The sequence below is a fragment of the Anabaena sp. CCY 9613 genome (assembly GCF_963920895.1).
In the GTDB taxonomy this organism is placed as follows: Bacteria; Cyanobacteriota; Cyanobacteriia; order Cyanobacteriales; family Nostocaceae; genus Cyanocohniella.
The window spans coordinates 227945-246760 of sequence record NZ_CAWUDE010000007.1 but is presented as its reverse complement, the minus strand read 5'-3'; the positions used below and the strand labels follow the sequence as shown (position 1 = coordinate 246760).

General features: G+C 38.9%; 15 protein-coding genes. 9 read left to right on the top strand and 6 right to left on the bottom strand.

Annotated features, from left to right (window positions below):
• Positions 1-128 precede the first annotated feature (128 nt).
• From glyQ to ACM0OT_RS11125, 4 genes are all read left to right on the top strand, one after another.
• A complete protein-coding gene (gene glyQ / locus ACM0OT_RS11140) occupies positions 129-1007 on the top strand; it encodes a glycine--tRNA ligase subunit alpha (RefSeq protein ID WP_414564412.1) in 879 nt (292 codons plus the stop codon).
• A gap of 289 nt (positions 1008-1296) precedes the next feature.
• Positions 1297-1455 carry a hypothetical protein gene (locus ACM0OT_RS11135; RefSeq protein ID WP_414564411.1) on the top strand — a complete coding sequence of 53 codons (159 nt, stop codon included), beginning with the start codon at positions 1297-1299 and terminating at the stop codon, positions 1453-1455.
• Positions 1456-1508: 53 nt separating this feature from the next.
• Positions 1509-1949 carry a cyanase gene (gene cynS / locus ACM0OT_RS11130; protein ID WP_414564410.1) on the top strand — a complete coding sequence of 147 codons (441 nt, stop codon included), beginning with the start codon at positions 1509-1511 and terminating at the stop codon, positions 1947-1949.
• 112 nt (positions 1950-2061) lie between these two features.
• Positions 2062-2967: a DNA-methyltransferase gene (locus ACM0OT_RS11125; protein ID WP_414564409.1), complete on the top strand. Its 906-nt coding sequence runs from the start codon at positions 2062-2064 to the stop codon at positions 2965-2967.
• Between the two features lie 59 nt (positions 2968-3026).
• Here the strand turns inward: ACM0OT_RS11125 and ACM0OT_RS11120 are convergent, their stop codons facing one another.
• Positions 3027-3239 carry a hypothetical protein gene (locus tag ACM0OT_RS11120; RefSeq protein ID WP_414544897.1) on the bottom strand — a complete coding sequence of 71 codons (213 nt, stop codon included), beginning with the start codon at positions 3237-3239 and terminating at the stop codon, positions 3027-3029.
• Positions 3240-3670: 431 nt separating this feature from the next.
• Between ACM0OT_RS11120 and ACM0OT_RS11115 the strand changes: the two genes are divergently transcribed.
• Entirely contained in the window at positions 3671-4738 is a 1068-nt protein-coding gene (locus ACM0OT_RS11115) for an SGNH/GDSL hydrolase family protein (protein ID WP_414564423.1), read from the top strand.
• A gap of 33 nt (positions 4739-4771) precedes the next feature.
• Entirely contained in the window at positions 4772-5131 is a 360-nt protein-coding gene (locus ACM0OT_RS11110) for a DUF4864 domain-containing protein (RefSeq protein ID WP_414564408.1), read from the top strand.
• A gap of 21 nt (positions 5132-5152) precedes the next feature.
• On the opposite strand, the gene larE is transcribed toward ACM0OT_RS11110, so the two are convergent.
• Complete coding sequence (gene larE, locus ACM0OT_RS11105) at positions 5153-5977, bottom strand: ATP-dependent sacrificial sulfur transferase LarE (RefSeq protein WP_414564407.1); 825 nt, start codon at positions 5975-5977, stop codon at positions 5153-5155.
• Positions 5978-6028: 51 nt separating this feature from the next.
• Positions 6029-7831 (bottom strand): hybrid histidine kinase/response regulator HrmK, encoded by a 1803-nt coding sequence (gene hrmK, locus ACM0OT_RS11100; RefSeq protein ID WP_414564406.1) that lies wholly within the window; start codon positions 7829-7831, stop codon positions 6029-6031.
• A gap of 191 nt (positions 7832-8022) precedes the next feature.
• Here hrmK and ACM0OT_RS11095 point away from each other — a divergent pair, with 191 nt between their 5' ends.
• Positions 8023-8889 (top strand): branched-chain amino acid ABC transporter permease, encoded by an 867-nt coding sequence (locus ACM0OT_RS11095; protein ID WP_414564405.1) that lies wholly within the window; start codon positions 8023-8025, stop codon positions 8887-8889.
• A 21-nt stretch (positions 8890-8910) separates the two neighbouring features.
• Here the strand turns inward: ACM0OT_RS11095 and ACM0OT_RS11090 are convergent, their stop codons facing one another.
• Positions 8911-9045 (bottom strand): photosystem I protein PsaX, encoded by a 135-nt coding sequence (locus ACM0OT_RS11090; protein WP_414564404.1) that lies wholly within the window; start codon positions 9043-9045, stop codon positions 8911-8913.
• A gap of 143 nt (positions 9046-9188) precedes the next feature.
• Positions 9189-10091, bottom strand: coding sequence for a lipoyl synthase (gene lipA / locus ACM0OT_RS11085; protein ID WP_414564403.1), 903 nt, complete (start codon positions 10089-10091; stop codon positions 9189-9191).
• 258 nt (positions 10092-10349) lie between these two features.
• Here lipA and ACM0OT_RS11080 point away from each other — a divergent pair, with 258 nt between their 5' ends.
• Together ACM0OT_RS11080 and ACM0OT_RS11075 are read left to right on the top strand one after the other, a co-directional pair.
• Positions 10350-10982 carry a response regulator gene (locus ACM0OT_RS11080; RefSeq protein ID WP_414564402.1) on the top strand — a complete coding sequence of 211 codons (633 nt, stop codon included), beginning with the start codon at positions 10350-10352 and terminating at the stop codon, positions 10980-10982.
• Between the two features lie 431 nt (positions 10983-11413).
• Positions 11414-17038, top strand: a complete 5625-nt coding sequence (locus ACM0OT_RS11075; protein ID WP_414564401.1) for an AAA family ATPase — start codon at positions 11414-11416, stop codon at positions 17036-17038.
• A gap of 31 nt (positions 17039-17069) precedes the next feature.
• Here the strand turns inward: ACM0OT_RS11075 and ACM0OT_RS11070 are convergent, their stop codons facing one another.
• Entirely contained in the window at positions 17070-18620 is a 1551-nt protein-coding gene (locus tag ACM0OT_RS11070; protein ID WP_414564400.1) for a flavin-containing monooxygenase, read from the bottom strand.
• Between the last annotated feature and the right edge of the window lie 196 nt (positions 18621-18816).

Here is an 18816-nt window from a genome sequence, read left to right as displayed (position 1 = left end):
CACTTCTTTGTCAACTACTTTTTTCTCAATTTGCCATTTCTTTTTTAAAAGTCCTCTGAAACTCCCCACAGTGCTAGGTTGTAGGAAACAATGGTTTATGCACTTTGCTGATTAAGAGAGGGTAGAGCGTGAATTTTCAGTCTGTTATTACTTCATTGCATCAGTTTTGGGGTCAACGAGGTTGTTTAATTGCCCAACCATACGATATCGAGAAGGGTGCGGGTACTAAAAATCCCCATACATTTTTAAGGGCATTGGGGCCGGAACCGTGGTCTGTTGCTTATGTTGAACCATGTCGTCGTCCTACTGATGGGCGCTACGGCGAAAATCCTAATCGGTTTCAACACTATTATCAGTACCAAGTTCTGATTAAGCCGTCACCCGATAATATTCAAGAGATCTATCTTGATTCTTTAAGGGCTTTGGGTATTCGTCCTGAAGATCATGATGTCCGGTTTGTGGAAGATAACTGGGAAGATGCAACGGTGGGAGCTTGGGGTACTGGTTGGGAAGTTTGGTTAGATGGGATGGAAATTACTCAGTTTACCTACTTCCAACAGTGTGGGGGCATTGATTGCCGTCCCGTGTCGATTGAAATTACGTATGGGTTGGAACGACTGGTAATGTATCTCCAGCAAGTGGAAGCAATTACAAAAATTCAGTGGACGGACAACATTACTTATGGTGATGTCTTCTTGCAAAGTGAGATTGAGCAGTGTACTTACAACTTTGAAGCGTCAAATCCTGAGTTGCTGCTGACATTGTTTAACTTATATGAGCAAGAAGCTACCCAGTTGACAGAGCGAGGATTGGTTATACCCACCTTAGATTATGTAATGAAGTGTTCACACACCTTCAATTTGTTGGATGCCAGAGGTGTGATTTCGGTGACGGAGAGAACTCGTTACATTGCTAGGATTCGTCATTTGGCACGGAAGGTAGCTCATTTATATGTTGAGCAAAGGGAAAAATTGGGTTTTCCATTACTGGAGGGAGTTGCTATTTAAGTGGTTTTGGCAATGTACAACACTAAGACAGAATCTCTTGTCAGGGCATAAGGTGGGCACAGTATGACTCATGGGTGTCAACTTAACGTAAAATCTCAGCTAGAAAAAGTTTTATTGTTCCTAGATTCTGACTGGGAATGCTTCTTGGTAGGTTCTGACTTTCTTGATTAGCGGCAGATCTGCTCATAGTGCATTTCCAGGTTTTACCTAGAAACGAGAGTTTTTAGGGGTTTTATTGAAGTTGACACTAATGACTGCCCTAGCAGCTACATGAATGGGTACAGTCCCAATGCCAAAAATCATAAAAATTGAGCCACATCTGAACTGGGAAGAGTTGGATACAGGTTATGGCAAAGCCAAAGAACCAGTAAAGCGGACACATTACAAAATAATCCAGAATTTTGAAAGTCTTGACGAGGTTCCTGTATCGCATCACGACTCTGAATAAAATGTTAAAATTTTTCTCTGCTTGCAAAATTAACTGACGAGAAAAGTTATCACATGTCAATTCCCGAAATTACGCAACAGCTTTTAGAAGCCAAACAAGAGAAAGGATTGAGTTTTGCTAATTTAGAAAAAATTATCGGACGTGATGAAGTATGGATTGCTGCTGTATTTTACCGTCAAGCTAGCGCCTCTGAGGAAGAGGCAAAATTATTGGTAGAAGCATTGGACTTAGCTCCTATCTATATTCAAGAATTGACTGCATACCCAGTTAAAGGATTAGGGCCAATTGTCCCGACTGATCCCTTGATTTATCGTTTCTACGAGATTATGCAAGTCTATGGCTACCCTATTAAAGAGGTAATTCAGGAAAAGTTTAGTGACGGGATTATGAGCGCCATTGACTTTACCTTGGATGTCGAAAAAGAAGTAGACCCCAAAGGCGATCGCGTTAAAATCATTATGTCTGGCAAATTTCTCCCATACAAAAAGTGGTAGAGTTTCAGCTATGCAGAGGGTGGGCTTTTACCCATCCTTTATTAGCTGGTAAATTATATATAATTTACTTTAATAAATATAAATTTATCCAATTTCTAACTAGCTATAACTCTTGCCAGAAGAAACCAAAAACTCACCAAAAGAGATAATCTTAACCCCTTATTACACCCAAAAGTTTGGACAAGCATATTTGGGCGATAGTCTAGAAATTCTTAAATCAATTGATCAAAATAGCATTAATCTTATCCTGACATCGCCGCCATTTGCTCTCACACGTAAAAAAGCATATGGTAATGAAAGTGCTGAAAAATATACTGAGTGGTTTCTACCTTTTGCATACGAGTTCAAAAGAGTATTAGTAGATAATGGCTCATTTATTTTAGATCTAGGCGGTGCTTACTTACCTGGTAACCCCGTACGGAGTATATACCAATATGAACTTTTAGTCAGATTATGTAAAGAAGTCGGGTTTTTTCTCGCACAGGAATTCTATCATTATAACCCTGCGCGATTACCTACTCCAGCTCAGTGGGTGACCATCAAACGAATTCGTGTGAAAGATTCAGTAAATGTCGTTTGGTGGCTATCAAAAACCCCACAACCTAAAGCAGACAATAGAAAAGTATTGAAGCCTTATAGCCAAAGTATGCAGAAACTACTGAAGAATGGCTATAAAGCCCAACTTCGTCCGAGTGGACATGATATTTCTCAGAAATTTCAAAAAGATAACCAAGGTGCAATTCCACCGAATTTGCTAGAAATCCCTAATACTGAATCTAATAGTGTGTATCTACGGAGCTGTAAAGCAGCAGGAATTAAACCCCACCCAGCGAGGTTTCCTCAAGGTTTCGCTGAATTTTTCATCAAATTTTTAACTGATGAAGGTGATATAGTGTTAGACCCATTTTCAGGTTCCAATACAACCGGGTTTGTGGCTGAAAATTTACAGCGCCGATGGATATCTTTGGAAATTAATGAGGATTATGTTGTAGGAAGTCGTTATCGATTTAGTCGATAGGCAGATGAATTTAAGGGTGAGGAGTGGAAAGCTAAAGTTAATAACTCATAAATACTCACTCAAATCTCTCCATTCACTTGCATTTGATGAACTTGGTCGGCTAACTCTTGACGGCTTTGATCATCTAGCTTGTCAATAGCTAACATCCCCATAAGAATAACTTCTTTGAGGGTTAAACGTGTTGAATGTGCCTGTTTTTGCACAATCTCCTTAATGATTGGACTAACACCAATTGCTGTACTCGCTCTAGCCACAGAATAACCGGGAAACATTAATACTTCGCCTAAATCTTAGCACTTCTTACAAAGTTGTTATATACAACTAGAGCAAAGTTCAAATGTGCTATAAACTACATACATATGTTTAAGCGCATCTGGAAATCTGAGATATGGAAAGTGTAATCTTATTTATCCTAGTAGGTTTTATACTCTAAACCAAAAGTTATAAATGAATAAATCTAAACTTTGTCGCTAAAAAAATACTTTTAACCAAAGAATTTTAATAAATAAAACTAGCTGAAGTATTGAAAGATATGTCTTAAAGAGATTGTAAATTGTCAAACATAATCTTGTTAAGCTGGTTTACACAACTATACAATACAGTGTAAATAAAAATAATAACTAAATCTCAGTAAAATTTTCCTGAACACAGCTAATTGATACTGTCATAGGGAAAAGCAGTAAAAATGAGGAGAGACAAAGTGATAAGGGATTCATATCTGTTGGCAATAGGCTTGTTAACAGGATTGGTAATACCAGCATCTGCGCCTCCTCATCTGTCGATCATCCTGCCAGAAAGTTCTCAATTTATGTGGAATTTCATACAGGGGTTACAGGTAACAGTGGATGAAAAAAACATTGCTAGCTTTGACAGGTCATTATCAGAGTTCAGCAATTCAGTATTAACATCTAGTCAGGTTTCCCAGTCAAAAACAGGTGATAAAAACATTGCCAACCTTGATATCTCCTTACCGCAATTGAATAAGCAAGGATTACCAGAATCACCAGATTCATTCCTGAATCCTCATCCTCATCCATCTAACCACCCACTGATATCAGGCAAGCAACTTTATTACCAAAGGTTGGCAGCTTTAAAAACAGGTCAGATTTATACACGTGTGGATAATGAGACTTCGCAATTACTGTGGAATTCAGCGAAGAAGCATCAACTAACTTATGAAGATTGGAAAAAGTTATTAATTTTAGAAGCTAAAGCCATCAGCCAAGGTCAAGGCGCAAATTATTTAGGTATTTTAGTTGGTGATTCCTTGAGCATGTGGTTTCCTAAAGAAAAATTGCCTACTGGTAAATTGTGGCTGAATCAAGGCATATCTGGAGATACTTCTGGAGGAATTTCCAAAAGATTGCAGGCATTTGCCGCAACACGACCGAATGTGATTTATATCATGGCTGGAATTAACGATTTACGAAGAGGCAATAGTGATGAAGAAATTTTGCGTAATCATCGGCAGATTATCCGTAGCTTGCAACAGGCTCACCCAAATACTCAGATAATTGTGCAATCAATTTTGCCAACGCGCCTGTCATCAATTTCTAATAGCCGTATTCGTCAAATTAATACACAACTGGCCTTGATTGCTCAACAAGAAAAAGCTAATTATCTAAATATTTATGATTGGTTTACAGATTTTCAAGGCAATTTGCGCCAAGAGTTAACTACAGATGGTTTGCATCTATCTCAAGATGGATATGATGTTTGGCGTGAGGCACTGCAAGAAACAGAATTCAAGCTCACGCAGCAAAATAATTGAGCGATCGCTATTCTAAAACCTATTTTAAAACCTATGGAAATCACCGACAATGACGCTATTGCCATCCGTTCCATAATTGAAAACCAAATTCAAGCTTTTCAACAGGATGACGCTCAAGCTGCTTTTGCTTTTGCCAGTCCCGAAATTCAAGAGCAATATACCGCGGACAACTTTATCCAAATGGTAAGAAATAGCTACCCGGCTGTTTATCGTCCCCGTTCTGTATTTTTTGAGAAAATCACAACCATCAAAGGCAATATTACTCAGACAGTACTGTTACTGAGTCCTCATGGTGTTCCCCTGAGGGGTTTATATTTTATGGCAAAACAGCCGGATAATACCTGGAGGATCAACGGTTGTGTTTTGGTGTCTGTGGAAGCAGAAATTATTTAGAACTGGGGAAATAAACAATGACTAATTAGTCATGACAACAGGCTGATTTAAAACTTGATTTAATTTGCCGCTACGATAACCTTCTAAATCGAGGGTGACGTAAAGAAATCCCAACTCTTGAAATTTAGAAACTACTGCTTGTATATCTGTAGTTAAGACAAAATCTTTGATTTGTGTTGGCAGTAATTCGATCCGCGCTGTATCGCCTTGCGAACGTACGCGCAAATTCTGCCATCCTAATTTTCGGAGATAAATTTCTGCTCTACCGACCCTTTGCAATTTGGCAACAGTAATTTCCTCACCATAAGGAAACCGAGAACTGAGACAAGGTTGAGCGGGTTTATCCCACCAAGGTAAACTAAGTTCTTGCGAAAGTTGCCGGACTTCAGCTTTAGTTACGCCAACTTCAGCTAAAGGCGATCGCGCGCCTCTTTCTTTAGCTGCTTGAATCCCTGGGCGATAATCGTGCAAATCGTCGGCATTCACCCCATCTACTACATAGGGATAACCTAACTGCAACGCTAAAGGTTTAAGAGTGTCATGTAATTCACTTTTGCAAAAATAGCACCGATTGACAGGGTTAGAAGTGTAATTGGGATTGTCCATTTCGTGAGTGTGGACAATTTTATGGGGAATCCCCATAGTTGCGGCTTGAATTTTCGCATCTTCCAACTCTTCTGGTAACAGCGAAGGCGAAACAGCTGTCACAGCCAAAGCGCGATCGCCCAACACATCATAAGCAATCTTGGCAACCAAAGTACTATCAATACCCCCAGAGTAGGCAATCAAAGCCTGCTCCATATCTTTAAATAAGACTTTTAATTGCTCAAATTTTTCTGTCAACATCACTTCCCAATCCTGGCAAAAGCCTACAGCACCCAATCAATTCTATTGTAATCACTCATCCACTGAGATTTTGGGGTTGCTATACTTGGACACCAGATTAGCTAATAGAGGTAAATCCAGCGGTTTAGAAAGATAATCATTAGCCCCAGCGGCCAAACAAGTTTCGCGATCGCCTTTCATGGCCATTGCTGTTTGAACAATAACTGGAATCATCTGATACTCTGGTTTGGCTCGTAGCTGCTTAAGCAAATTTAAACCATTAGCATCAGAAAGTTGGATATCCATTAAAATTACCACCGGGTTGATCTGTGTGAGAACTGCCCACATTTCAGCAGCATTCTTGACCCAAGTCACCTGATATCCCCGTTTACCTAGATAAATTCGCATCAATTCGGCATTAGGAAAATCATTTTCCACCAACAAAATCTCTAAAGAGGAACTGGGATTAATGATTGTCGATTCTACCTTTTCATCTGCCTCATCTGCCTCATTTTCCCCCACTTCCTCAAGAGGTTTTAGGGGCAGGATAATCGTAAACCGCGAGCCTTGATCAACGGATGATTCCACTGTCACTCGACCACCATGAAGTTCAGCCAACTTACGAGTCACTGTTAATCCCAAACCTGTACCTTCATTACGACTAGTGACAGCGTTGGCAATTTGGAAATAAGGTTGAAATAGTAGAGCTTGATTTTCTGGAGAGATCCCAATTCCTGTATCCCAAACTGTAAAATGCACAAATTCATCTTTGGGTAAAACTTTTAAGCCAACAGTACCTGTGCTAGTAAACTTCAGGGCATTAAACAGCAAATTCAACAGCATTTGTTTCAATCTTAAGGGATCAGCAACCAGGCTGTTGACATCGGCGTCTATTTCTAGGCACAATTTCAAATTCTTATTAGCGGCTTTCTCCTTCAGCAATGCGAAAACATTGCGGCACATCTCTGGCACATTCACATTTTCCCATTCAACTTCCAGCTGGTTAGCTTCAATTTTGGAAAGGTCTAAAATATCATTGATGAGGGTGAGTAAGTGCTTCCCACTAGACTGAATAATATTTAAATACTCTTGATGGCGTTCCCTGGTTGGATCGTAGCCTTGAGCTAGAAGCAGGTGAGTGAAACCAATAATCGAACTTAGGGGCGTACGGATTTCGTGACTGGTATTAGCTAGAAACTGGTTTTTAAGTTGATTAGTGCGCTTGAGTTGCTCATTAGAACTACCAAGCTGTTGAGAGTTTTGCTGCAAAGAGGCTATTTTTTTCAGTTGTGTGAGTGCAGCCATACACTGCTGAATAGCTTGTGTGAGCAATTGCGATCGCAGTTGAGTTTGGGATGCTGTAAGTGATTTACCATCAGTCCTGGGGGTGGCTTTAGCGATAATTAGCCAGCCCATAATATTGCCAGCATCATCACTTAAGCGCCAGACATATTGTGGTTGTTGGCTTTCAAGTTGATGTAAATCTTCGAGTGCGATGGCTTCGTGCAATTTTAATTGCAGTCTTTTTTGGGAATGTTGTAAAAGTGGCTGCTGTGCAACTCGATACGGTGACCCAGAAACATAACAAACTTCAGCAATTTTTGCCTGGGGTTGAAATAAAGCGATCGCTACCGTAATACTATTCAAAGCAATGTCGAGATGGTTCACCACAGTTTGGAAAATTTCCGCCTCTGTGGTTCTGGCTTGTGAGACAACGCTACAAACACAAAGCAAGCGATCGTTAAGGAGATTTTGCAACTGGTTCAAGCTACGTTCCAGCCACAACTCCGCACGAAGTTGCTGAATTGTTTTCAAAAGTGTGGGCGTGACATCTAACGATGAGTTCTGTTCTGGTAAGCTTGAATACTGCTGCATGGTCAACTAGACCGCTGAACAAGTTTGACTTGGCACAAAAATACGAACAAGATTCTATGTATATTAACTCACAATTTTCGTTTGTTTATAACTTATAACTTGTAGTGTCGATTGTCACTGGTAAAACCAACATTTTTGTATGCAATTAATTTCCTAAAATTTTTGGGGATTAACTATTTTAGTAAAAACTGATGGATACACAAATTGCTCAACTCATCGTCAACGGCATTGCAGTAGGAAGTATTATTGCTCTAGCAGCAGTAGGACTCACACTTACCTACGGGATTTTACGGTTATCTAATTTTGCTCACGGTGATTTTCTGACTTTGGGAGCTTATCTCACTTTATTAGTAAATACAGCCGGAATCAATATTTGGTTGTCCATGATTCTGGCAACAGTCGGGACTGTAGGGGCAATGCTGTTATCAGAAAAATTATTGTGGTCAAGGATGCGTTCTATTCGTGCCACTTCCACCACACTGATTATTATCTCTATTGGACTGGCTCTATTTTTACGCAATGGGATTATTTTTCTTTGGGGTGGACAGAACCGAAACTACAATGTGCCTGTAACTGCGGCGTTGGATATCTTCGGTTTAAAGATACCGCAAAATCAACTTTTGGTATTGGGGTTAGCTGTGCTGGCCATTTTAGCGTTGCACTATCTGTTGCAAAATACCAAAATTGGTAAAGCAATGCGGGCTGTGGCAGACGATTTAGATTTAGCGAGAGTATCTGGCATCAACGTAGAGCAAGTAATCCTCTGGACTTGGCTGATTGCGGGTACATTTACCTCATTGGGTGGCAGTATGTACGGGTTAATTACGGCGGTACGCCCCAACATGGGATGGTTTCTAATTTTACCTTTGTTCGCTTCAGTAATATTAGGTGGTATCGGTAATCCCTACGGAGCGATCGCCGCAGCCTTAATCATTGGTGTAGCCCAAGAACTCAGCACCCTCTGGCTGGGTTCTCAGTATAAACAAGGTATAGCTTTGTTGATCATGATTTTGGTGCTGCTCATTCGCCCCAAAGGTTTATTCAAAGGAACGATTTAAGCAGCACCATTCCACTTCTAATTATTCAATGATGTGGAAGTAGAAGGCTGCAACCAAAAAGTTAACAGCTAATAACAGCAACGCCCAACCCACACGGAAAGTGTATGGGGGTTTAGCTCCACTGTTCGCAACTGGGGAACTTTGAACTTTAGCCATAAATGGTTCTCCTCATGTCATAACTTTTTAAGAAATACCAAACAGATGTACCCAATGCCCAAATTCTTTAAAAATATTTTTGTGTTTGGGTATTAGGGATTGGGAATTGGTCAATATCTTTCTCATTGCCCTCATTTCCCCACTCATTCTTCACCCGCATGGTAAGAACTACGCACCAGCGGCCCAGAACGGACATGGTTAAATCCCATTTGCCGTGCTATGTTGCCTAGTTCATCAAATTCTGCTGGTGTCCAGTATTTTTGTACTGGTAAATGTTCTAAAGAAGGACGCATGTACTGGCCAATTGTCAAGCGATCGCACCCCACAGATCTTAAGTCTGTCATAGTTTCCATGACTTCCTCTCTCGTTTCGCCATGTCCCAGCATTAAGCCTGATTTAGTGGGGATAGTCTGGTCGATTTCTTTTACTATAGCCAACACTCGCAACGAGCGATCGTACTTGGCTCCCCGACGCACAGGGCCAGTTAGCCGCCTAACTGTTTCCACGTTGTGATTAAAACAAGCTGGTTTAGCTGTCACAATGGCGGATATTCTTTGTCGTTGCCCTGATTCTCCAGAACCAATACCACCCCAAAAATCTGGTGTCAGTACTTCAATATGCGTATCTGGGTTTAACTGACGAATTGTATTTATTGTCTTGACAAACTGCCCTGCGCCCTGGTCTGGCAAATCATCACGGGCAACAGAAGTCAACACTACATAACGCAATCCCAAAAGCTGTACGGCTTCTGCTACTTTTTGCGGCTCCTCTGGGTCAATAGGCATTGGTGCATGACCTTTATCTACTTGACAAAAAGCGCAAGAGCGTGTGCAAACAGGGCCTAATAATAAAAAAGTTGCAGTTTTTTGGGCATAGCATTCCCCGCGATTAGGGCAACGTCCTTCTTCACAAATCGTGTGAATTTGGCGTTGCTTAATAATCCGTTGTACGGTAGAAAGCTCACTAGCTTTAGCAATGGGGCGACGTAACCAGCTAGGCATTGCCGTTATTTCTGACTTGAGTTGGGCTGGTTGTAACGAAGTCATAGACATCCAAGCAAGATTCAAAAGTATTTTGGGGCAAATTTCCTCTGCACTGAAGCAAGGTTTAAGCCTTAAATATCACCATGACATAGATTTTCCCGAATATAAGCACTAGTTTTTTAAAATACCTCCAACAATGACATTTATACCGAAATATACTATCCCCCAATCAATAAAGAATTTGGATATAGTGGGAGGATTCTCACGGTCAATCGGCAATGCCGTTATTTACACTTAAAATTTCTGCTAGAGCAATAAGTCGTGGCAAGTAACAAAATTTTAGTTATCGATGACACTACAGTTGTCAGGGTAAAAGTACGAGAAATGTTGCCTCCAGGCAATTTTGAGGTATTAGAAGCCAAAGACGGTTTAGAAGGACTGAATTTTATCCGTCAGGAAAAACTCAGCTTGATTATGTTGGACTTTTTACTGCCTAAAATGAGCGGATGGGAAGTTTTTCAGCAAGTGCAAGCACAGCCTGAATTGAGAAAAATCCCTTTGGTTATCATGTCTGGTCGTAAGGAGGAGGTAACGGAAAAACTTACCGAACCTTTTGAATACTTTGAATTTTTAGGAAAGCCTTTTGATCAGAAGCAATTAATCAATGCTATTAAGTTAGCAATGTCTAAGGCTAAAAAGCCTCGCCCAGAAGCAGTTCCAATATCACTCGTTGCTGCCAAAAATGGTACAGCAACGGCCGTTGCTACTAAAAATGGCACGGTAGTTACATCTGGTGTCACAACTACTGCAACAACTATTTCTGATATTGAGTCAGATGCTTCAGCCGAAATCAATGCATTAAATGAAAAAATGATCAAAATGCAGGCGGAAATCGACGGCTTGAAAAAACAGTTAGCACAGGTAGTGACCTTTATCAAACAAAAGATCAAGTAGTATTTGTACTTGCTATAGTAATCCAGTTTGATTGCTAAATTTAACTAATCTTCCCATAAGTGGAAAAATGTAAAGATGCGATCGCGCTGTGGCACGATCAATTTTTTAAGACAATACAGTGGAATTATCTATCCCATAGCCCTGCCAAAATATACTCTATTTAAGGGTAAAGGCAGGCTTTTTACTGTTTCAATCAATTAATAATGGCTGTAAATTGAAATACCCCGTTGTTCCATCAGGGGACTAAGCTTGTCTAAATCACAATTAATTCACATTAGATATAATCTGCGTTCACATACGTAGTAGTCTGCTTTGATTTTTCATAGCTTGTATAAGCAAGCAAAAAAAAATTAGTTAATAGGCTAACGATAATTAGTTTTCTGTACTGGGAATAATGAAATATAGAAAGCAATATGTGAGCATAGGCAAGAATGTCAGTAGTATTAGATCCGCTATATCCCATACTTGGTTATCGCATTACTGAGCAAATTTATTCAGGTAGTAAAACTTTAGTTTATCGGGGCATTAGAGAACAGGATCAACAACCCGTCATCCTCAAACTGATGCGGAATGAATATCCTACGTTTGCCGAAATTGCTCAGTTCCGTAATCAATACACTATTACCCAAAACATAGAACTATCTGGGATTGTCAAACCCCATAGCATAGAAACTTACCGCAACGGTTATGTCCTAGTTATGGAAGATTTTGGCTGTATCTCTCTCAAAGATTGGCAACGACAGCAGTTAGCAAACGGGAAGAAGTCTGTTTCTTTAAGCGAATTTTTCCACATCGCCATTGAAGTTGCTTCCAGCCTAGAAGAACTACATCGCCATCGCATCATTCACAAAGACATTAAACCCGGAAATATTCTTATTCACCCCACAACTAATGAAGTTAAAATCATCGACTTTAGTCTAGCTACCTTGTTACCAAAAGAAATTCAAGTCATTACAAATCCCAATGTTTTAGAAGGTACTCTAGCTTATATTTCTCCTGAACAAACGGGACGGATGAATCGAGGTATAGACTATCGCACTGACTTTTATTCTTTAGGTGTGACCTTTTTTGAACTCCTAACTGGGCAATTACCCTTCAGTAACAATGAACCAATGGAGTTAGTTTACTCTCATATTGCTAAAGAAGCACCTAAAGTCAGTCAAATTAATTCTCATATTCCTTTAATTTTATCTGAAATAATTAGCAAGTTGATGGCGAAAAATGCCGAAGACCGCTATCAAAGTGCTCATGGACTCAAGCATGATTTAGAGATATGCCAAAATCAGTGGCTAGAGAAAGGACAAATTACACCCTTTGAATTAGCAGGTCGAGACATATCTAACCGTTTTGTGATTCCTGAAAAACTATATGGTCGTCAACGTGAAGTTGAAAACCTACTTGCTACTTTTGACCGTGTGGCAAACGGTAACAATGAAATGATATTAGTCACGGGTTTCTCTGGAATTGGCAAAACTGCTGTAGTAAATGAAGTGCATAAACCAATTGCACGACAGCGTAGTTACTTCATTAAAGGTAAATTTGATCAGTTTCAACGTGATATTCCTTTATCAGCATTGATACAAGCATTTAGAGACTTGATTGGACAAATATTATCAGAAAATGATGCTCAAATTAATCAATGGCAGGAAAAAATATTATCTGTCTTGGGTACACAAGCTCAAGTAATTATTGATGTAATTCCCGAACTTGAAAAGATTATTGGCAAACAACCACCAGTAGTGAAAATTTCTGGTAGTGCTGTCTATAATCGGTTTAGTTTATTATTTCAAAAATTTATTCAAGTTTTTACAACTAAAGAACAACCTTTGGTAATTTTTCTCGATGATTTGCAATGGGCAGATACGGCTTCTTTGAAATTTATTCAATTATTAATGAGTGAAGCTACCTCTTCTACTCTGACTGGAGAAATCCAGAAAATATCCGAAAAGCAAGGTAACTTATTACTGATAGGGGCATACCGAGATAATGAAGTATCGGCTGCACATCCATTGACTTTGACTTTGCAAGAAATTGCCGACAAAAAAGCAACTATTAATACTATTAATCTGGCACCATTAAACCAATCAGATTTAAACAATTTGATTGCCGATACACTTCATTGTCGAGACTTAGTTGCTGTTCCTTTGACACAAATGGTATTTGCCAAAACCAAAGGTAATCCATTCTTCATCACTCAATTTCTCAAGTCTTTACATGATGATGGATTAATTACACTAAACTTTGATATTGGTCATTGGCAATATGATCTTGCAAAAATCAAAGCATTGTCACTCACAGATGATGTAGTAGAATTTATGGCAATTCAAATTGAAAAATTGCCAAAAAATACTAACAAATTATTAAAGTTTGCTGCTTGTGTCGGGAGTGAATTTGATTTAAAAACTCTGGCTATTATCCATGAAAAAACTGTTGTGGATACAGCAGCAGATCTTTGGCCTGCTTTACTAGATGGATTAATTTTACCTCAAAATGAAAATTCATTAGCAGAAACAAGTAATAAACAACAAGCAATTTGCCATCAAGGAGAATTGCACACAACATCCTCTAATACTAACCATCAACTAACAAAGTATAAATTTGTACATGATCGTGTACAACAAGCAGCATATTCTTTGATTCCTCTAGACCAAAAAAAACCAATTCACTTAAAAATTGGGCTACTTTTGTTGAAAAATACTTCCATTGAAGAACAGGAAGATAAGATTTTTGAATTAGTTAATCAGTTTAACATTGCAGTGGAATTCATCACTAATCCAGCGCAACGAGATGAATTAGCTGCAATGAACTTAACGGCTGGATGTAAAGCTGTAGCATCAACAGCTTACTCAATGGCTATGAAGTATTTAACTACTGGAATTGAACTGCTGGCAGGTAATTGTTGGGATCATCAATATGAATTAACCTTAGCTTTGTATGAAACTGCGGCAGAAGCAGCATATTTGAATGGAGACTTTGAGCAAACAGAAGAACTTGTCCAAGTTGTGTTGGCAAAGGCTAATACACTGCTAGAAAAAGTAAAAGTATATGAAGTTAAAATTCAGGCATATGGGGCGCAAGGGAAAGCACAAGAAGCAGTTAAAGCAGCACTGGTATTTTTGAAGTCATTGGGAGTAGAATTCCCAGAATATCCTATTCAGACTGATATTCAGCAAGAAATGGAGATAGTCACTGCAACTTTGGCTAACCGTAGCATTGAGGAATTAATTGATTTGCCAGAAATGATGGTAATAGAAGCAAAAGCAATAATGCGTATTTTATCTGGTGCAATTGCTTTTGCTTATCAAGCTATGCCTGAATTGATGCCTCTGATTTGCTTAAAACAAATTAACTTATCACTTAAATATGGAAATTCTCCCTTATCAGCTTTTGCCTATGTTACTTATGGTTTAATGCTTTGTGGGTCACCAGGAGGAATTGAACTTGGTTATCAGTTTGGCAAATTAGGTACTAGTTTATTATCAAAGTTCAATATTAAAGAAATTAAAGCGAAAGTTAACCAGACATTTAATGCCCATGTTAGACATTGGCAAGAACCTATTAGAGAAACTCTCCAACCTCTTTTAGAAGCTTATACTGCTGGGCTAGAAACAGGCGATTTAGAATTCGCGGCGTACTCTTTATATTCTTACTCCTACATTGCATATTTTAGCGGCAAGGAATTGACAACTCTCGAAAAGGAAATGGCAAACTACAGTTATACCGCTAACCAACTCAAACAAGATGCAGTCTTTTTATGGATTGAAATTTATCGACAGACAGTATTGAATTTGATGGGTGCTGTGCTAAATCCTTGTCAGTTAATTGGGGAAGCTTATGATGAAGTAAAAATATTGCCAGAGCAAATCAAGGTTAATGATGGAATTGCACTTTTGTATGTTTATGTATGCAAACTAAATTTATGTTATCTATTTGGCAATTATACTGAAGCCGTTAAAAATTCTGTCCTAGCAGAGCAATATTTAATGAGTGGAATAGGACAGTTTGTTGTTCCACAATTTTATTTTTATGATTCTCTAGCATTGTTGGCAACATATCATAATGCTACTCCGGTAAATCAAGCACAAATATTAAGTAAAGTGCTAAATAATCAAAAGAAAATGCGTATATGGGCAGAATATATTCCCAGTAATCATTTGCATAAAGTTTATTTAGTCGAAGCTGAAATATTTAGAATATCCAAAAATTATCTTGAGGCAATAGAATATTTTGATCGTGCAATTTCTCTTGCCAAAGAATATGATTATATCCATGAAGAAGCTCTTGCTAACGAAATTGCAAGTAAATTTTATCTAGAATGGGGCAAGCAGAAAATTGCCCAAACTTATTTAATTGATGCTTACTATGGTTATGTTCACTGGGGTGCATTAGCGAAAGTAAATGATTTACAAAAACGCTATCCTCAATTATTGTCTTCTATTATCCAACAAGAACAACTGAGTTTACATCCTAGTGAAAAAATTACATCTGAACTTAAGCTTACTGGATCTACGCCTAATACTCAATCTATTGTGAGTACAAATGAAACTGTTGTTGGCTCTAATACTAGTATGTCAGATATGCTAGATTTAGCCGCCGTGATTAAAGCATATCAAGCACTGTCTGGAGAAATTGAGTTGCCGGAACTACTTTCAACCTTAATGGAAGTTGTGATGGAAAATGTCGGAGCTTCTAAGTGTGTTCTAATCTTGAGTACTGGAAATGAATCAGAATTAACAGTTACATCTGTCAGTTCTAGTTCAACATTCGCTTCTACCCAGACACAGTTTCCCTCAATTAGTTTAGAGTCGAGCTATGATGTGCCAATTTCCTTAATTAACTACGTCAAACGAACTAGGGAAATATTGGTTATTGATGATGCCAAAAGCCAAACTTCCTTAGTGGCAGATATCTATATTAACCGTGAATCACCAAAAAGTTTGTTGTGTATCCCCATGATTAATCAAAGTAAGTTACTGGGGATTCTTTACCTAGAAAATAATTTGACTACGGGAGCATTTACACGCGATCGCCTAGAAGTTCTCAAGCTTTTAACTACTCAAGCTACTATTTCTTTAGAAAATGCCATGCTCTACACAAATTTGGCAAAAGCTAAAGAAAAGCTAGAAGAATATAACCATACTTTAGAAGAAAAAGTAGCAGAAAGAACAGCAGAGCTTAATAAAAACAACCAAAGTTTACAACAGGCATTACAAGAATTACAACGCACCCAAACCCAATTAATTCAAAGTGAAAAAATGTCATCTTTGGGGCAAATGGTAGCGGGAGTTGCCCATGAAATCAATAACCCTATTAACTTTATTCATGGCAACATTGCTCATACTAGTGAATATGTTCAAGATTTACTAGAATTAATTGCTATCTATCAACAAGAGTATCCCCAGCCTTCACAGTTAATTGCCGAAAAAGCTGAAAAAATTGATATAAATTTTCTCGCAGCCGACTTGCCAAAAACTGTGGATTCCATGAAAGTGGGAAGTACGCGTATCCGCAATATTGTTTTAGGTTTGCGTAACTTCTCACGCCTGGATGAGTCAGAAATGAAACCTGTAGATATTCATGAGGGATTAGATAACACTTTAATGATTTTGCAACATCGACTTAAAAAAACTAGTTTTGATAAACATCACCGAGAAATTGCCATCATTAAGCAATACGGACAAATCCCAGAAGTTACTTGTTATGCTAGCCAACTCAATCAAGTGTTTATGAATATTCTCAGTAATGCAATTGATGCTTTAGATATTTCAGAAGTTAGCCAAGAAAAAATTGCCAGTCCGACAATTTGGATTAGCACTGAATTAGTAGGCTCAAATATCCTAAAGATTCGGTTTGTTGATAATGGACTAGGTATGACAGCATCTGTACAACAGAAAATTTTTGATCCATTTTTTACTACTAAACCAGTGGGTAGTGGCACAGGGTTGGGTTTGTCAATTAGCTATCAGATTGTTGTGGATAAACATCAGGGTCAGCTAACCTGTAATTCTGAAGTGGGTAAGGGGAGTGAGTTTGTAATTGAAATACCGATATGCTAATTAATCTCTTTTTTGAGGACTAAAGTCCTGATTACAAACCTTGAGGATTTATGTTGTCTGACTGAATATCGTAATTATTTACGGATGTCAGCCTTTTTCTCTGCAACTGTTGGCGAATATATGTGTAAGCAGATGGATTGACTGGCATCATGATTTCAGTAAATCGCTGCCAAGGGTTTTGGTGATTGCTAACTTTCATATCTTGAATCAGTTGCTCAAGATGATGAAAATTAAACGGTGATATACATCCGCCATTCCCTCCACCTGTAGGCCACTGAGTCTTTCTCCAGTGCAAGTCTGTTTCCATCTCCTGAGTCATTTCGGAGGATGACGGTAAAACTAAATTACCTTTGACATACTCTGCTAACCACCACGTTCCTACTTCAGATGTTAATTGGGAAAAGAAACTAGAGTTGTAACCCACAAAACCTAGTTGTGGGATATGAGGGTGAATAAGATTGCGGTACAAGTGGAAGTAGCCTTGATCATCAATGAGAAGTTGACGATACTTCTGTTCGAGAAAGGGAACATCCTGGCGAAAGCCTGTCCCAAAGATAACTATGTCTGCGTACAACTGTTCTCCATTTTCTAGTTCTACGCCGTTGGAGACAAACCGTGCGATCGCAGTCTTTTTGGCCTTAAGCTTACCAGAAGATAAATACTTATAAAAACTGGTGGGAGCGATCGCACTAGAACAGTTAACTGATTTATACAATGGCTTATCAGGTATCATTCCACAAGCATCAAGACCAAACTGTAGGCGGAGAATAATTTCATTAATCTTCCAAAAAGACCATACCAAGGGTTTTCCTATAGTATGTAGCCCCCATTCTATGCCTTGCAATTGGCGGTAGGGAAGCCAAGCTTCTGCAAAGCGAGTTAACAAAATATATTTTAAGTTAACCAAACCTAAGAAAAATTTCGGTATTTTCCACAGGGTGTGACGGAAAATAATCGTGCATTCTTTGGCTAAAGGAACAGCGTAGTTAGCTATATCAGTGGCAGACCTACCAAAGCCTACAATGATTATCTGCTGATCTTTCAATAGAGAACTGTCATTAAACTCTGTAGAATGTAGCACCTGCCCTCCAGATGCGATGAAATCCTCTTTACCAGGTAATAAAGGCATCTTGGGAATATTAAAAATACCGTTGCACACGACAACAAAATCAAACTCATGCTGCTCATATTTTGCCTTACCGTTAGCATCATCCTGGGAGTTGATATTAACTATCCATCCTGGTTGTATCCCGGTTTTTTTCTTTAGCTGAGTGACTTCTGTTTGAAAGCGAATTTTCGAGACAATGCCGAAGTGCTGTGCATAAGATTCCAAGTAATCCCGCATCTGCTCAGATGTAGGCCATTCGGGGTAGGATGCAGGCATGGGATAATCAGAGAAAGCATAAGTATCACGAGGATTCTGGGTAGTTAGTCCCACATAAGTCCGAGAAGCTTCCCACACCCCACCGAGTTGCTTCTGTTTCTCGAACACCGTGACTTCGTAACCTTCTTCTATAAATGTCTTAGCTGCGGCTAGACCACTAATACCAGCACCAATAATACAAATATGCTGAATTTCCATCTTTGTTTGAAGCTTTTTCAAAACGTAGTCAGCGCCATAGTACTCTGTAAAGTTTGAATTGAGAGATAAAGTCAGGGAAAATAATCTAAAAGTAATAGCCTCAAAAGACACTAAGCACTGATGCCGAAGAAAAAGTACATTGTCACCTTGACAACCGAAGAAAGCTACTTACGGTAAGCTGCGCTAACGCAACAAG

What these genes read in the sequence shown, in the direction of transcription:
- ACM0OT_RS11135 (WP_414564411.1), top strand. Translation starts at nt 1,297, where the DNA reads ATGCCAAAAATCATAAAAATTGAGCCACATCTGAACTGGGAAGAGTTG.
- cynS (WP_414564410.1), top strand. Translation starts at nt 1,509, where the DNA reads ATGTCAATTCCCGAAATTACGCAACAGCTTTTAGAAGCCAAACAAGAG.
- ACM0OT_RS11120 (WP_414544897.1), bottom strand. Translation starts at nt 3,239, where the DNA reads ATGTTTCCCGGTTATTCTGTGGCTAGAGCGAGTACAGCAATTGGTGTT.
- ACM0OT_RS11110 (WP_414564408.1), top strand. Translation starts at nt 4,772, where the DNA reads ATGGAAATCACCGACAATGACGCTATTGCCATCCGTTCCATAATTGAA.
- larE (WP_414564407.1), bottom strand. Translation starts at nt 5,977, where the DNA reads ATGTTGACAGAAAAATTTGAGCAATTAAAAGTCTTATTTAAAGATATG.
- hrmK (WP_414564406.1), bottom strand. Translation starts at nt 7,831, where the DNA reads ATGCAGCAGTATTCAAGCTTACCAGAACAGAACTCATCGTTAGATGTC.
- ACM0OT_RS11095 (WP_414564405.1), top strand. Translation starts at nt 8,023, where the DNA reads ATGGATACACAAATTGCTCAACTCATCGTCAACGGCATTGCAGTAGGA.
- ACM0OT_RS11090 (WP_414564404.1), bottom strand. Translation starts at nt 9,045, where the DNA reads ATGGCTAAAGTTCAAAGTTCCCCAGTTGCGAACAGTGGAGCTAAACCC.
- lipA (WP_414564403.1), bottom strand. Translation starts at nt 10,091, where the DNA reads ATGACTTCGTTACAACCAGCCCAACTCAAGTCAGAAATAACGGCAATG.
- ACM0OT_RS11075 (WP_414564401.1), top strand. Translation starts at nt 11,414, where the DNA reads ATGTCAGTAGTATTAGATCCGCTATATCCCATACTTGGTTATCGCATT.
- ACM0OT_RS11070 (WP_414564400.1), bottom strand. Translation starts at nt 18,620, where the DNA reads ATGGAAATTCAGCATATTTGTATTATTGGTGCTGGTATTAGTGGTCTA.